Origin of the sequence: Tepidimonas sp. HKU78 (assembly GCF_049860815.1) — a bacterium.
Taxonomy (GTDB): domain Bacteria; phylum Pseudomonadota; class Gammaproteobacteria; order Burkholderiales; family Burkholderiaceae_C; genus Tepidimonas.
This window is the reverse complement of record NZ_CP187547.1, coordinates 1,884,122-1,897,650: the sequence shown is the minus strand read 5'-3', so window position 1 is coordinate 1,897,650 and position 13,529 is coordinate 1,884,122. Positions and strand designations below refer to the sequence as shown.

The 13,529-nt window shown below is 69.0% G+C and carries 13 protein-coding genes and 2 tRNA genes; 7 read left to right on the top strand and 8 right to left on the bottom strand.

Features of this window, described 5'->3' with window-relative positions; genetic code table 11:
• The first annotated feature begins 367 nt into the window (after positions 1-367).
• From ACPYIS_RS09520 to ACPYIS_RS09500, 5 genes are all read left to right on the top strand, one after another.
• Positions 368-766, top strand: a complete 399-nt coding sequence (locus ACPYIS_RS09520; RefSeq protein ID WP_424859447.1) for an energy transducer TonB — start codon at positions 368-370, stop codon at positions 764-766.
• Positions 767-842: 76 nt separating this feature from the next.
• Positions 843-1,583 carry a MotA/TolQ/ExbB proton channel family protein gene (locus tag ACPYIS_RS09515; RefSeq protein WP_424860203.1) on the top strand — a complete coding sequence of 247 codons (741 nt, stop codon included), beginning with the start codon at positions 843-845 and terminating at the stop codon, positions 1,581-1,583.
• Positions 1,584-1,605: 22 nt separating this feature from the next.
• A complete protein-coding gene (locus ACPYIS_RS09510) occupies positions 1,606-2,019 on the top strand; it encodes an ExbD/TolR family protein (RefSeq protein ID WP_424859448.1) in 414 nt (137 codons plus the stop codon).
• A 148-nt stretch (positions 2,020-2,167) separates the two neighbouring features.
• Positions 2,168-2,857: a Bax inhibitor-1 family protein gene (locus ACPYIS_RS09505; RefSeq protein ID WP_299020603.1), complete on the top strand. Its 690-nt coding sequence runs from the start codon at positions 2,168-2,170 to the stop codon at positions 2,855-2,857.
• Positions 2,858-3,012: 155 nt separating this feature from the next.
• Entirely contained in the window at positions 3,013-3,384 is a 372-nt protein-coding gene (locus ACPYIS_RS09500) for a hypothetical protein (RefSeq protein ID WP_424859449.1), read from the top strand.
• A gap of 13 nt (positions 3,385-3,397) precedes the next feature.
• Here ACPYIS_RS09500 and rlmD read toward each other — a convergent pair whose 3' ends face one another.
• From rlmD to surE, 4 genes are all read right to left on the bottom strand, one after another.
• Positions 3,398-4,897 carry a 23S rRNA (uracil(1939)-C(5))-methyltransferase RlmD gene (gene rlmD / locus ACPYIS_RS09495; RefSeq protein WP_424859450.1) on the bottom strand — a complete coding sequence of 500 codons (1,500 nt, stop codon included), beginning with the start codon at positions 4,895-4,897 and terminating at the stop codon, positions 3,398-3,400.
• Complete coding sequence (locus tag ACPYIS_RS09490; RefSeq protein ID WP_424860204.1) at positions 4,897-5,841, bottom strand: peptidoglycan DD-metalloendopeptidase family protein; 945 nt, start codon at positions 5,839-5,841, stop codon at positions 4,897-4,899. Before ACPYIS_RS09490 ends, rlmD begins: the two co-directional genes overlap by 1 nt.
• A 62-nt stretch (positions 5,842-5,903) precedes the next feature.
• On the bottom strand, positions 5,904-6,725 hold the full coding sequence (locus ACPYIS_RS09485; protein ID WP_424859451.1) for a protein-L-isoaspartate(D-aspartate) O-methyltransferase: 822 nt from the start codon (positions 6,723-6,725) through the stop codon (positions 5,904-5,906).
• Positions 6,719-7,585, bottom strand: coding sequence for a 5'/3'-nucleotidase SurE (gene surE / locus ACPYIS_RS09480; protein WP_299019949.1), 867 nt, complete (start codon positions 7,583-7,585; stop codon positions 6,719-6,721). Before surE ends, ACPYIS_RS09485 begins: the two co-directional genes overlap by 7 nt.
• 100 nt (positions 7,586-7,685) lie before the next feature.
• On the opposite strand from surE, the gene ACPYIS_RS09475 reads away from it, so the two are divergent.
• Positions 7,686-8,678, top strand: coding sequence for an NADPH:quinone oxidoreductase family protein (locus ACPYIS_RS09475; protein ID WP_424859452.1), 993 nt, complete (start codon positions 7,686-7,688; stop codon positions 8,676-8,678).
• Positions 8,679-8,820: 142 nt separating this feature from the next.
• Positions 8,821-10,194 carry a sodium:solute symporter family transporter gene (locus ACPYIS_RS09470; RefSeq protein ID WP_299019943.1) on the top strand — a complete coding sequence of 458 codons (1,374 nt, stop codon included), beginning with the start codon at positions 8,821-8,823 and terminating at the stop codon, positions 10,192-10,194.
• Here ACPYIS_RS09470 and ACPYIS_RS09465 read toward each other — a convergent pair whose 3' ends face one another.
• The 4 genes from ACPYIS_RS09465 to ACPYIS_RS09450 all read right to left on the bottom strand — a co-directional run bounded on the left by ACPYIS_RS09465 (position 10,195) and on the right by ACPYIS_RS09450 (position 13,495).
• Positions 10,195-11,298 carry an NDP-sugar synthase gene (locus ACPYIS_RS09465; RefSeq protein WP_299019941.1) on the bottom strand — a complete coding sequence of 368 codons (1,104 nt, stop codon included), beginning with the start codon at positions 11,296-11,298 and terminating at the stop codon, positions 10,195-10,197.
• Between the two features lie 64 nt (positions 11,299-11,362).
• Positions 11,363-11,438: transfer RNA gene (locus ACPYIS_RS09460), tRNA-His, on the bottom strand.
• A 61-nt stretch (positions 11,439-11,499) separates the two neighbouring features.
• Complete coding sequence (locus ACPYIS_RS09455; RefSeq protein ID WP_424859453.1) at positions 11,500-13,398, bottom strand: SurA N-terminal domain-containing protein; 1,899 nt, start codon at positions 13,396-13,398, stop codon at positions 11,500-11,502.
• 21 nt (positions 13,399-13,419) lie between these two features.
• A tRNA-Val gene (locus tag ACPYIS_RS09450) sits at positions 13,420-13,495 on the bottom strand.
• Between the last annotated feature and the right edge of the window lie 34 nt (positions 13,496-13,529).

Sequence of the window (13,529 nt, the reverse complement as noted above, 5' to 3'; positions counted from 1 at the left end):
TGCAGCCACCCCCGCGACACCCGTGGCACGGCGCCATCCCGTGCGCGCTCGGGTTTGGGGTGTGACGCTTGCGGTGACCGCAGGCCATGGGTTGGCACTTTGGGCGCTGCAGCAAGCGTGGCAGCGACCGGTATCGCCCCAAGTTACCCCGCCACGCGTGGTGCAAGTCTCCCTCGCGCCGGCCGCGGTTACCGCCCCTGCACCGGTGCCAGAGCCTGCGCCGATCACGCCACCCTCCCGGCGCGAGCCGGTGCCGCGTCAATGGCCCAAACCAGTCCCGCGCTCGTGGACGGCGCCAGAAGCGACGCCGCCTGCGCCCGCCCCCGTCGCAACACCTGCCCCCGCAGAGGCGGCAACCGAAACCTCCGTGCCCATCGCCGCCTCCACGCCCGTGAGCACTGCCGCAGCGGCGACCCAGGGCGGGCCATCCATCGCCACGGAGGCCGCCGCGTCGGCACCCGCGGCCCCTCCAGCACCGCCGCGCATCGAGTTGCCCTCGGCCAGCGCCGCGTACCTCAACAACCCGCCACCGGCGTATCCGGCGCTATCTCGCCGCTTGGGCGAGCAAGGCCGCGTGGTGTTGCGCGTGCGCATCGAGCCCGATGGCACCGCTTCCGCCGCCGAAATCCGCACTTCCAGCGGCTACGAGCGGCTCGACGAGGCAGCCCGGCAGGCGGTCTTGTCGTGGCGCTACGTGCCGGGCAAGCGCAACGGCGTGCCAGAAGCCATGTGGTTTTTGATCCCGATCCAATTTGAGCTGCGCTGACAAAGCCACCCGCCCTACCGATATTCGAAACCGACTCGTTGAAGATAGGAAACGATCCACCATGGAAACCACAGCAATGCCCACCGCTTTCGGACTCGCCCACTTGTGGTCGCAAGGCGACGGCGTCATTCGCGCCATCGCCATCCTCTTGCTGTTGATGTCGGTGGCCTCTTGGGTGGTCATCGTCCTCAAGGCGCTGGACCTGCGCCGCTACCGCGCCCAGGCGCGCCGGGTCGAGGCGTTTTGGCACGCCAGCGACTTCGCCGACGGGCTGGAGCGCCTCGGGCGCGAGGTGGACAACCCATTCCGACTGCTGGCGGTGCACGGTCGGGATGCAGCCGCCCACCTCCAGGGGCAAGACGGGTCACCCCGCACGCCTCAACTGCACGACCAGCTCGACCTGAGCGAATGGGTGCAGCGCGGCCTGCGCCACGCCATCGACGATTTCGTCGCGCGGTTGCAATCGGGCCTGTGGATCTTGGCGTCAGTGGGCTCGACCGCGCCGTTCGTGGGGCTGTTCGGCACGGTCTGGGGCATCTACCACGCCTTGATCGGGATTGGCATCTCAGGCTCCTCCACCCTCGATCAAGTGGCGGGCCCCATCGGTGAGGCGCTGATCATGACCGCACTCGGCTTGGCCGTGGCCATCCCGGCCGTGCTGGGCTACAACGCCCTGGTGCGCGGGCACAAGGCGCTGGTGCATCGCGTCAACCGCTTCGCGCACGATTTGCATGCCTACTTCGTGACCGGCGCACGGGTGATGAGCCGCCAAGCCGACGACAGCAAAGTGCGGCCCTTGCGCAGTGAAGCGCGCTGAGCGCCAAGTGGAGACTCAAGCCATGGCCTTTTCCATCCAAGACGACCAAGACGGCGAGCTGCTGAGCGAAATCAACATGATCCCGCTCATCGACGTGATGCTGGTGCTGCTGATCGTGTTCATGATCACCATTCCCGTCATGAAGCACGCCGTCTCCGTCAACCTACCCCAGGCAAGTGCCACGCCACAGACGCCACCACCCCAGGCCGTGCGGCTGAGCATCGCCGCCGACGGCAGCTACCGCTGGGACGACGAGGACGTCGATGACGCCACCCTCGAGCAACGCCTGCAAACCATCGGCGCCCTTGACAACCAGCTGCCGCTGCAGATCCTGGCAGACCGGGAGGTACGCTACGAACGCGTGGCACAAGCGCTGGCAGCCGCGCAGCGTGCCGGCGTGCGCAGCGTGGGCTTCGTGACCGAGCCCGAGCGGTAAGAGTGCAAGACGTGCGAAGATACGTGCCGTTCGATTCGCAGCCACGGTCATCCAGCCCGAGTACCGGGAACTTGCTCCCCCGACGACCGATCCTACACTGCGGAAGATTCCCCACCCTAGACCGCCTCGATGACAGGAGACGTCTGCCATGAACTTCGACACCGCTATCCGTCGCTCTGACGCTCTGGTTGGCGACGCATCGCGCCAGCGCGTTCTGCGCAACACCTATTGGCTGCTCGCGCTCAGCCTCGTGCCCACCGTGCTGGGGGCGTGGATTGGGGTCAGCACGGGCATCACCGCCGCGCTGTCCGGCGGTATTGGCCTGCTCGTCTTTCTGGGTGGCGCATTCGCATTCATGTTCGCCATCGAGCGAACCAAACACTCGGCCACTGGCGTGGCGGTGCTGCTGGCGTTCACCTTCTTCATGGGGTTGATGCTGTCGCGGCTGCTGGCCGTGGTGCTGGGTTTTGGCAATGGCGCCCAGCTGGTCATGACCGCCTTCGGCGGGACGGCTGCCGTGTTTTTTGTCATGGCCAATCTGGCCAGCGTCGTCAAGCGTGACCTCGAAGGGTTGGCCAAGTGGCTGTTCTTCGGCGCCATCGTGCTGCTCATCGGCGGCATCATCAACGTATTCGTCGGCAGCACGGCGTTCATGGCCGCGCTGTCGGTGATGGCGATCGGCATCTTCAGCGCCTTCTTGCTGGTCGATCTCAAGCGCATCATCGACGGCGGCGAGACCAACTACATCTCCGCCACGCTGGCGCTGTATTTGAGCCTGTTCAACGTCTTCCAGAGTCTGTTGGCGCTGCTGGGGATCTTCGGCGGCGAGCGCGAATGACGCCTTCTGCGGCGGTTTCGCTGGCTGCGTAACGGTTGACACCCGATCGGCCAGCGCCGTCTGATGCCCGAACCGCGAAAATGACGGTCCGGGCATCGTTTTTTTCGTGCCTCGTGGGGGTGGCCGATCCCTCCCCCTTCTCCGACAATCGGATCATGAGGTCGCTCCCCCCTGTTGCCTTCTCCACCGCCTATCGCTTGCCTGCCCGCACCGGCCTGGCGCTGGTGGCCGCGGCCACCATGCTGACGGGATGCGACGCGCTCGGCATCGACACGCCTGCCAAGCAAGCCCAGCGCCGCGAAGCCGAAGGCAAGGCCATTGGTGCAGCCTGCCGCCACACGCAGCGCAGCCTGGAAGATTGCTACGCGAGCAACCCCAAGGCTTCCAAGGCCGCCATCTTTGCCGGCTGGCGCGAGATGGACGAGTACATGCGGGAAAACGACATCCCCCCCGCGCCGCCGGCACCGCCCAAGGTGGCCGACAGCGATGCCGTCAAGGAGGAGATCGTCGCGCCCGCTGGGCGCTGATGCGTCCGCCGCGTCAAGCCAGCGCTGCGTCGCGCTCGAAGACCGCGATGCTCTCGACGTGCGCGGTGTGGGGGAACATGTTGACCACGCCCGCCGCCGTGCAGCGGTAGCCTGCTTGGTGCACCAGCAAGCCCGCGTCGCGCGCCAGGGTCGCCGGGTTGCAACTCACATAGACGATGCGCTGCGGCGGTCGCCACGGCTGCCCTTCGGGCGTCGTGGGTGCCGGCGCACCCGACAGGGCCGCCTGGTGTAGATCGGCCAGGGCCTTGACCAGGGCAAACGCCCCCTCCCGCGGCGGGTCGACCAGCCACCGATCCGCCCGCCCGTCGGCCACCAATTGCGCCGGCGTCATCTCGAACAAATTGCGCGCGACGAAGGTGGTGGGCGCCAAGCCCCCGCGCTCCCGTTGGTTGCGCGCCCAGTTATCCCGGGACCGTGCCACCAGCGCCTCGCTGCCCTCGACACCCAGCACTTCGCCCGCCTGGGTGGCAATCGGCAGCGTGAAGTTACCCAGCCCGCAAAACCAGTCGATAACCCGCTCGTGCCGCTGCCCCTGCAACAAGCGTAGCGCGCGCCCGACCAGTACACGGTTGATGTGAGGGTTGACCTGGGTGAAATCGGTCGGGCGAAACGGCATGCGCAGACCGAACTCCGGCAGCGCATAAGACAGCTCGGGCGTGCCGTCGTCGGGGTCGAGACGGTGCACGCTCTCGGGCCCCTTGGGCTGCAGCCACCACTGCAGCGTGGCCGACGGATGGGCGCGGGCGAACGCACGCAAGCGATCCCGATCCGCGTCCGACAACGGCTCCAAGTGCCGCAGCACCAAAGCGGTCACGCCATCGCCACACGCCAGCTCGATCTGCGGGCAGGTCTCGCGCGCGTCCATCGCCATCAGCAAACCGCGCAAGGATGGCAGCAGCGCGCTCACCGGCGCTGGCAACACCGCGCACGAGCCCATGTCAGCCACATAGCGGCTCTTGCGCTCGTGAAAGCCGATCAGCACGTCCCCCTTTTTGGCCACATACCGCACCGACAGCCGCGCGCGCCAGCGGTAGCCCCAGGCGGGGCCGACGATGGGCGACAACACCTGCTCCGGCCGCACCTTGCCCAGCCGCCACAGGTTATCCTCGAGCACGCGCTGCTTGATCGCCACCTGCACCGATGGCTCCAGGTGCTGCATCTTGCACCCACCGCATGCGCCTGCGTGCAGGCCAAAGTGCGGGCAGCGCGGCGTGACGCGCCACGGCGATGCACGATGGATGGTCTGCACCTGTCCCGCTTCCCATTGGTTCTTGCGCCGGGTTACCACCACATCGACCCACTCACCGGGCAGCGCCCCCTCCACGAACACGACCTTGCCGTCGGGGCGGCGTGCGATGCCCTGCGCTTCGATATCCAGTGCCTGAATCCACAGCGCAGACGTGGGCACACCCGCGGGTCTGGGTGGTTCGTTCGGGGTGCTGGCGGGCAGACCGGCGTCGGCGCCGGCACACAGATCAGGGGTGGGGTTCATCAGCGGCTCGGCAGCAGGGTCAGCGGATCGACCGGCTTGCCCTGGCGCCGGACTTCGAAGTGCAGCTTCACCCGATCGGCGTCGCTGCTGCCCATTTCGGCGATCTTTTGCCCCTGGCGCACGGTTTGGTCCTCACGCACCAGCAACGCCTGGTTGTGGGCATAGGCCGTCAGGTAGGTGTTGTTGTGCTTGAGGATGATCAGGTTGCCATAGCCACGCAGGTCGGAGCCGGCATAGACCACGCGCCCGTCAGCGGCCGCCAGTACGGGGTCGCCCGCGCGCCCACCGATGCCAACCCCCTTGCTGCGCGTCTCATCGAAGGTGTAGAGCACGGGCCCCTTGGCCGGCCAGATGAGCGCGATCGTATCGGTACCCGTGGCTGCGGGCGCGGACGCCGCAGGAGCCGGTGGACTGCCACCATTTGCCGCCGTCGTCGCCGGCGCCGCGGGCGTGCGGGCCGCAGTGGCAGATGGGGCCGCCGGGCTCGCATCCAGCGGCCGCGGCTGCACACTGGCCCCTGGCACGGGCTGGGTGGTGACGCCAGCGGTATTCGTGCCTGCCGTATTCGCACCTGCGGCTGCGGGCACGGCTCCGGGGGGCACCACGCGCAACACCTGCCCCACCTCGATCAGGTTGGGGTTGGTCAGGCCGTTCCAGGCCGCGATGTCGCGCCAGCTCTGCCCGTGCTCCAGCCCGATGCGATAGAGCGTATCGCCAGGTCGCACCGTGTAGTACCCCGGCTTGCCAGCGTTTTCGCTGCCGGGCGCGGCAGCGGCCGGCGTGGTGGACGCCCCCGCAGACGCGCTCGCCGGGCCGCCGGCCACCCCTGGCGCCCGGTCGACCACCGGTGCCTGCCGCGGCACGGGCTTTTGGGGCGCCGCGCAACCGGCCAACAGCACCACCAGCGCGGCCAAGGACGCGCCCAGCACACGCGCAGGCAGCAAAGGGGTGATCACGGCCACAAACGGGGGGCGTAGGGCATTCATCGCAGCGTTTTCGTCCTCGGTCATGCAGTCCCCGATTTTAGGGGGACGAACCGGACCCCCTCGAGCACGCGCCGCTCGAAACCGTGCGCGCTGCGCTGCACCACCACCAGGCTTTGCTGACCCGACTGCAGCTCGGCGGGCGCGACCAGCCGCGCCCCCACGGCCAGCTGCTCCAGCCATGCCGCCGGGATGGATTCCCCACCCGCCGCGGCGATGATGCCCGCATACGGTGCCCCTTTCGGGTAGCCCAGCATCCCATCGCCAAAAATCAAATGGACGTTGGGAATGCGCATCGGGCGCAGGTTGTCGCGCGCGCGCTCGTGCAGCGCGCGCAGCCGCTCCATGCTGTAGACCTCGCGGCATAGGTGCGACAGCAGCGCCGCCTGATAGCCGCAACCCGTGCCGATCTCGAGCACGCGCCCCAGCGGCAGGGTCTGCCCCTCGCACAACAATTCGAGCATGCGGGCCACCACGCTGGGCTTGGAAATCGTCTGCCCCCAGCCGATGGGCAGGCTCGTGTCCTCGTACGCCTGGGCGGCCAAGCCGGAATCGACGAAGCAATGCCGCTCGACCCGCTCGAACGCCTGCAGCACCGCCGGCTGCGTCACCCCCTGTTGCGCCAACCGGCGCACCATGGCCTGGCGCACGGCCGCAGAATCCAACCCCACCCCGGCCACCGCGGGCGGCACGGCGGTCTGGGCCCGCGCCGCTGCGGCGGACGCCGGGCGGCCGCCCATCCCCACGCTGGGCCCCACGGGCAAGGTCGCCGGGAAGCGCGGCCGCGGCGGCCGCCCCCCGCTGGGCGCCGTCGGGCTGGGGCGCGGCGGCCTGGGCATCACCATGGGCGGGCGTCTCCCGCAGCAGCCCGTGCCGCCGCCCCTTCGCGCGCGTCACCGTATCCACCCGCAGCAGAAAGCGCGGCCGCCGTCTGCGCCCAGTAGGCCAGGCGGGCATGGTCGGTCAGGTCGATCTGCAGCGGCGTGATCGAGACGTAGCCCTGCCGCGTGGCGTGAAAGTCGGTGCCTTCCGCATCGTCCTTGGCGGGACCGGCGGCACCGATCCAGTACATCGTCTCGCCGCGCGGGTTGACTTGGGTGATGACGGGCTCGGCCGCGTGCCGACGCCCCAGGCGCGCGACCTTGAAGCCGCGGATCGCCGCGCGCGGCAGACTGGGGATGTTGACATTGAGCAGCCACGGTCCTGGGTGCGCCGCATCGGGCGGCGTATCGGCCATGGCACGCCGGTGCGCCTCGGCCGCGGGTTGCAGCGTGCGCACCAGCTCGGCCGCCAGCGCCGCCGCGCCGTCCAGGTGCGCCCAGCCCTTTTCGGTGAGTGAGAACGCGATACCGGGAATGCCGAACAAATACCCTTCCATCGCTGCGCCGACGGTGCCGGAGTAGATCGTGTCGTCGCCCATGTTGGCGCCGTTGTTGATGCCCGAGACGACCAAGTCCGGCCGGTAGTCCAACAGGCCCGTGAGCGCGATGTGCACGCAGTCCGCCGGTGTGCCGTTGACGTAGCGCACCCCGGGGGCCGCCCGGTGCACATACAGCGGCGCGTTGAGGGTGAGCGCGTTGGACTTGGCGCTGTTGTTGTGCTCGGGCGCCACGACCTCGACCTCGGCGAACGCCGACAGCGCCTGCGCCAGCGCCACGATGCCCGGCGCTTGGTAGCCGTCGTCGTTGCAGAGCAGGATCTTCATGCCGGTCGATTGTAGGGCCCATGCCATGCACCTGTGCGACAGCGCCGCGACGGGCGCGCGCCCTATGATCGCGCCCACCCATCATCCGAAGGAGACTCCCATGCACGCTTGGCTGTGCGAAAACCCCGTCGGCGTCGACGCGCTGCAATGGAAAGAACTGCCCACCCCGACACCCGGGCCCGGCGAGGTGCTGATCGAGATCGCCGCAGCGAGCCTGAACTTCCCGGACCTGCTCATCGTGCAGAACAAGTACCAGTTCAAGCCTCCGCTGCCCTTCGTGCCGGGGTCGGAGTACGCCGGCATCGTGCGCGCGACAGGCCCGGGCGTCACCGGGCTGCAGCCTGGCCAGCCGATCGCCTGCCTGACGGGCACGGGGGGCTTTGGCACGCATACGCTGGCACCGGCGCAGCGCTGCATCCCGCTGCCCGAGGGTTTCGACCTGACCGATGCCGCCGCCTTCATCATGACCTACGGGACGTCGTACCACGCGCTGCTCGACCGCGGCGCGCTGCAGCCCGGCGAGACGGTGCTGGTGCTCGGTGCCGCTGGCGGTATCGGCACGGCGGCGATCCAGATCGCCAAACACGCGGGCGCGCACGTCATCGCCGCCGCCTCCAGCGCTGAAAAATGCGCGCTGGCGCAACGCCTGGGGGCCGACGCGACCATCGACTACTCCCTGCACGGCGCCAGCGGTGGCTTTCGCGACGAGCTCAAGCGCCTGACCGAAGGCCACGGGCCGGATGTGATCGTCGATCCAGTGGGGGGTGACTTGGCCGAGCCGGCGTTGCGCTCGATCGCCTGGCGTGGCCGCTATCTGGTCATCGGGTTTGCCGCCGGCCCGATCCCCAGCTTGCCGCTGAACCTGCCACTGCTCAAGGGGGCATCGCTGGTCGGGGTATTCTGGGGTGAGTTCGCCCGCCGCGAGCCCACGGCCAACGCAGCCATGCTGCAGACGCTGGCACAGTGGTATCTCCAAGGGCACATCAAACCGGTCATCGATCGCGTGCTGCCAATGACCGAACTGCCCCAGGCCTACGCTCTGATGGCCCAGCGCCGGGTGATGGGGAAGCTGGTGCTGCGCAACACGCCCTAGAATGGGGCTTCGACAGTCGCCAGGGGAGCCCGCGGTGCGTCCTAGCCGGGACGGTACGGGCTGAGAGTGGGCCGCAGGCCATGGGGGCCGACGCCCAGACCCTGGAACCTGATCCGGTTCGCACCGGCGGAGGAAGCGCGACATGACCTGGATGCCGATGGCCGCCGTGGGCGCGGCTCTGATTGTCTTTTTGTGGGTCGGGCTGCGCGCCCGCACCGCCAACGCCCCCCTCGACGACTACCTGACCGCCCGCGGCTCGCAGCGCGCGGGCACGCTGGCGTGGTCGTTTTTGGCCTCGGGGCTGGGCGCGTGGATCCTGTTCGTACCCCCCGAAATCGGGGCCTTCGTCGGCCCAGTGGCGCTGGCGGGCTACGCCATCGGCGCGGCGCTGCCCTTTTTGGTGCTGGCGTGGTGCGGGGCTGCCATCCGACGCTCGCTGCCCACGGGACGCAGCCTGACAGACTTGGCCGGCGAGCGCTTCGGCCCGCTCATGCGCGGCTGGGTGCTGGTGCTGTCGCTGCTGTACATGCTGTGCTTCGTGACCGCGGAGCTGACCGCCGTGGGCGCCATCGTGACGCTGCTGACCGGCGCCGACGGCCGCTGGGCGGTGCTGGCGGTGGCCGCCGTGACGCTGACCTACACCACCTGGGGTGGCCTGCGCGCCAGCCTGGCCACCGACCGCTGGCAAGGCTGGCTGCTGCTGGCGCTGCTGGCCCTGGTCGCGCTGGTCATCGGCCAGCAGCCGCCGCAGCCGCGCGGCGAGCCGACCGCCCCTGCCTCGGCGCCCCTGTCGGTGGGACTGTCGGTCGCGCTGACCCTCGTCATCGCCGTCACCGCCGCCAACGTCTTTCACCAGGGCTATTGGCAGCGGGTCTGGTCGGCCGACAGCACGGCCGCGCTGCACCGCGGCGCGTGGCTGGGGGCGCTGGGCACGGCGGCGGCCATCGCGCTGGTCGGCGCACTGGGCATGTGGGCGGCGCGCCAGGGCCTGCCACTGGGCCAGCCGCCCATGCCGTTTTTCGCGCTCGTCCAGCACGCCCCCGCCTGGGTGGTCGCCCCCGTGCTGTTGCTGGCGGTCACGCTCGTCGCCTCGTCGGTGGACACGCTGCAAAACGCCATCGCGGCGCTGCTGGTTTCGCAACGGCGCGACGCATCGCTGCCTGGGGCGCGCTGGGCCACGGTTCTGCTCATGGTGCCAGTGATCGCCGTCGCCTGGCAAGGGCTGTCGGTGCTGCGGCTGTTTTTGATCGCCGACTTGCTGTGCGCCACAGCCGTGGTTCCGCTGCTGCTGGCCCTGTGGCGCCGCACGCCCCGCGGCGCGGCCCTGACGGGAGCACTGGCGGGTCTGGTGGGCGCCGTCCTGCCCGATGCGATCGCCAGCGGCAGCGTCGCCGCGGGCATCCACGCCGCCACCTTCCCGGCCAACGTGCCGACGCTGGCCCCCTTCGTGGGCGCGCTGCTGGCCTCGAGCACGGTCACGCTGGCGTGGACCGTGCTGCGTCCAGCGCGCGATTGATCAGGCGCGCGCGTCGCCCCAGCGCAGCGGGCAGCGGTCGTCGCCCACGTAGGTGGCGCGGCCATGGCGGTCCACGCAGTAGCTGGGCGAGACGATCATGTCCTGAAACAACATGCCTGCGCCGATGCGGGTGTACTCGAACAGCACGCTGCGCTCGACCCGCGAACCCGCGCTCAGGTGGCAGCCATGGCCGATCCACGCGGGGCCCACGATCGAGCAGCCGGGATCGAGCCGCGTGCTCGACCCGATGTAGACCGGCCCCGTGATCTGCACCCGGTCGACATCGATGCGGGTATTGAGCCCGACCCACACGCCCGGGCGGATTTCTTTGCCCGGCATGCGCATGCGCTCGATCTCGCCGCGCAGCACGCGCTGCAGCACCGACCAGTAGTCGCTCACCCGACCGATATCGATCCAGTGAAACGGCCGACTCTGCGCATAAAACGGCAAGTCGCGCTCCACCAGCAGCGGAAAGAGCTGACTGCCGATGTCGAACACCTGACCGGACGGCACCAAGTCCAGCACGGCCGGCTCGAAAATGTAGATACCGGTGCTGGCCAGGGTCGAGCGCGCCTCCTCGGGCCGGGGCTTTTCCTGGAAGGAGCGCACGCGTCCGTCGGCGTCGGCCACCACGATGCCGTAGTTGCTGACCTGGTCGCGCGGCACGTCCAGCGTGACGACCGTGGCCAGCGCCCCTTTGGCGCGGTGCTCGGCCAGCGCCGCGGTGATGTCCAGATCGACCAGCGCGTCGCCGCACAGCACGATGGTCGTCTCGTCGAAGAAGCCGCTGAAATCCTGTATGTGCTTCATGCCACCGGCCGAGCCCAGCGGCCGCGGCAGGATGTCGCCGTGCTCGTACACCCCTTCGTAGGAGTAACCGATCTCGACCCCCCAGCGGTGCCCATCACGAAAATACTGCTCGATCTTGTGGTGATTCCACGCCACGTTGACCATGATCTCGCGCACCCCGTGCGCGGCGAGCTGCTCGATCAAATACTCCATGACCGGTTTGCCGAGGATCGGCACCATCGGTTTGGGGAGGTCTTTGGTCAGCGGGCGCACGCGGGTTCCCTGTCCCGCGGCCAGGATCATGCCTTTGGCCATGATGGTGTGCAGCGTCGAGATACAAAAAAAGCCCCTAATGGGGCTTTTGTCTGATGGAAATCGGTGGGGTGGCTGATGGGACTCGAACCCACGACAACCAGAATCACAATCTGGGACTCTACCAACTGAGCTACAGCCACCGTAGAAGCCGAAATTATAGCGCCGATCTGGGCCTCGTCGGCCCGGGACCTGGGTCTCGTCTTACTTGACCAGGATTTCCGCCTCATAGCGCTGACGCAACGCGGCCAGGTAGGCGCGCGCAGCCCCCTCGCCCCACAGGCGGGCGAGTTCTTGCCGCTCGTTGCGTTGCTGCAACGCGTCCGGGGTATCGCGCGCCGGGCCACGCCGCACGCGCATCACCGCAGCGCCCTCCGGCCCCAGATCGACCAGCACCCAGGCCGGGGCGTCGCCATCGAGTCGCGCACTCAGCGCGGCCCGCACGGCGGCGGGCGGCAAGCCCTGCGCCGCCTGACGGGACACGAGCACCGGCGCCCGCAGTCCGCTGGCCGCGTTCGGCTGCGCCGACCATTGCGCGTGCGCCTGCCGTGCGGCCTCCAGCGCCGCGGCACGCGCGCGCTCCTGCACGATGCGCTGGCGCACCTGGGCCGCCACGGCCTCGAAGGGCTGGCGCTGCGCCGGCCGGTGCTCGACCACGCGCACCGACACCAGGCGGTTGCCGCCGAGCTCGATCGCGGGGCTGTTGCGCTTTTGACCCAAGGCCTCCTCGTTGAACACCGCACGCAGCACGGCCGGCTCGCGCAGCACGGCGTCTGCCTCCCCCACCGGCCCCGTGCGCTCGACGGTCGCCTGCCGCACAGGTACGCCCAGCTCGCGCGCCACCGGCTCCAGGGAGTCCGCCTGCTCGTACACCAGATTGCTGAAGCGCTCGGCGCTTTCCGCAAACTGCCGCTGTGCGAGCTGGCGGCGCAGCTCGGCTTCGATGCGCGGGCGCGCCTTCTCGAACGGCTCGGGCGCGGGCCGTCGCACATCGATCAACTGGATGATGTGCAGACCGAAGTCGGTCTCGACGATGTCCGAGATTTGCCCCTTCTGCAGCGCGAAGACGGCGTCCTCGAAGGGTTTGACCATTGCCCCGCGCCCAAACCAGTCCAAATCGCCCCCTTTGGCTGCAGAACCCGGGTCTTGCGAGCGGGCACGCGCCAGCTCGGCAAAGCGGCTCGGGTCGCGGCGCAGCTCGGCCAGCAGTTGCTGCGCCTCAGCGCGCACCCGCGTCTTGTCCGCCTCCGACGCCTTGGGGTCGAGCTGCAGCAGGATGTGCGCGGCGCGCCGTTGCTCGGCGCGCGTGGTATCGGCCACATTTTGCTGGTAATAGGCGCGCAGATCGTCTTCGGTGACGGCAACGCGCGCGGCCACCGCTTCCAGATCAAGCACCACGTACTCGATGCGCGCCTGCTCGGGGGTGCGAAAGTCGTCGGCGTGCTGTTGATAAAACGCCTGTAGCTCGTCATCCGTCACACGCACGGCGGCTGCAAAATCTGCCGGCCGGAACGTCGCCAGCGCCACCTCGCGCCGCTCGAAAAAGGCCTGCGCCGCCCAGTCGGCCAGCGCCCTGGGCATGAAGGCGCTGTCGCGCACGATGCGGGTGACGCTGTCGCGCGCGAGCTCGGCGCGCACGCTGGCCTCGAACTGCTCGGCCGTCAGGCCTTGCGACCGCAACAGGTCTTGGTAGCGCTGCACGTCCAGGCTGCCGTCGGGCTTGCGCAGTTGCGCGATGGTGGGGTCGCGCAACAATTCGGCCGCCAGCCGGCGATCGGTGGTCACCAGCCGCATGTCCTGCGCCGCGCGGGCCAGCACGCGCTCATCGAGCAAGCGCTGCAGCGTCGCACGTCGGCTGTCGTCGCCCTCCAACAAGGCGCGATCCAGCCCCGGCATGGCGGCACTGAGCCGCTCGACTTCGCGCCGGTGGGCTGCGTCCCATTCGGTGCGGGTGATGCGCTCGCTGCCGACGCGCGCCACGGGTTCGGAGGCGTCCCGAAAACGGGTGTACCCCTCGATGCCGAAGAAGACGAACGAAGGGATGATCAACAACATGAGCAGCGCCATCAGCACTTTCATGTTGTTGCGGAAAACGTCGAACATGGCCTGCGCTCGGGGGTTGGGTGGTGGGTGCTGACGGGTTCGAACCGCCGACATTCGCCTTGTAAGGGCGACGCTCTACCAACTGAGCTAAGCACCCGTTGCATCGCGGGCCGGTCACTGCACACCGGCCG

Bases quoted from the DNA above. Each gene is read 5' to 3' on its own strand.
- rlmD (WP_424859450.1), bottom strand. From the start codon at position 4,897: ATGAACCCCACCCCTGATCTGTGTGCCGGCGCCGACGCCGGTCTGCCC.
- surE (WP_299019949.1), bottom strand. From the start codon at position 7,585: ATGAAGATCCTGCTCTGCAACGACGACGGCTACCAAGCGCCGGGCATC.
- ACPYIS_RS09500 (WP_424859449.1), top strand. From the start codon at position 3,013: ATGAGGTCGCTCCCCCCTGTTGCCTTCTCCACCGCCTATCGCTTGCCT.
- ACPYIS_RS09515 (WP_424860203.1), top strand. From the start codon at position 843: ATGCCCACCGCTTTCGGACTCGCCCACTTGTGGTCGCAAGGCGACGGC.
- ACPYIS_RS09455 (WP_424859453.1), bottom strand. From the start codon at position 13,398: ATGTTCGACGTTTTCCGCAACAACATGAAAGTGCTGATGGCGCTGCTC.
- ACPYIS_RS09485 (WP_424859451.1), bottom strand. From the start codon at position 6,725: ATGGTGATGCCCAGGCCGCCGCGCCCCAGCCCGACGGCGCCCAGCGGG.
- ACPYIS_RS09475 (WP_424859452.1), top strand. From the start codon at position 7,686: ATGCACGCTTGGCTGTGCGAAAACCCCGTCGGCGTCGACGCGCTGCAA.
- ACPYIS_RS09465 (WP_299019941.1), bottom strand. From the start codon at position 11,298: ATGGCCAAAGGCATGATCCTGGCCGCGGGACAGGGAACCCGCGTGCGC.
- ACPYIS_RS09505 (WP_299020603.1), top strand. From the start codon at position 2,168: ATGAACTTCGACACCGCTATCCGTCGCTCTGACGCTCTGGTTGGCGAC.
- ACPYIS_RS09510 (WP_424859448.1), top strand. From the start codon at position 1,606: ATGGCCTTTTCCATCCAAGACGACCAAGACGGCGAGCTGCTGAGCGAA.
- ACPYIS_RS09470 (WP_299019943.1), top strand. From the start codon at position 8,821: ATGACCTGGATGCCGATGGCCGCCGTGGGCGCGGCTCTGATTGTCTTT.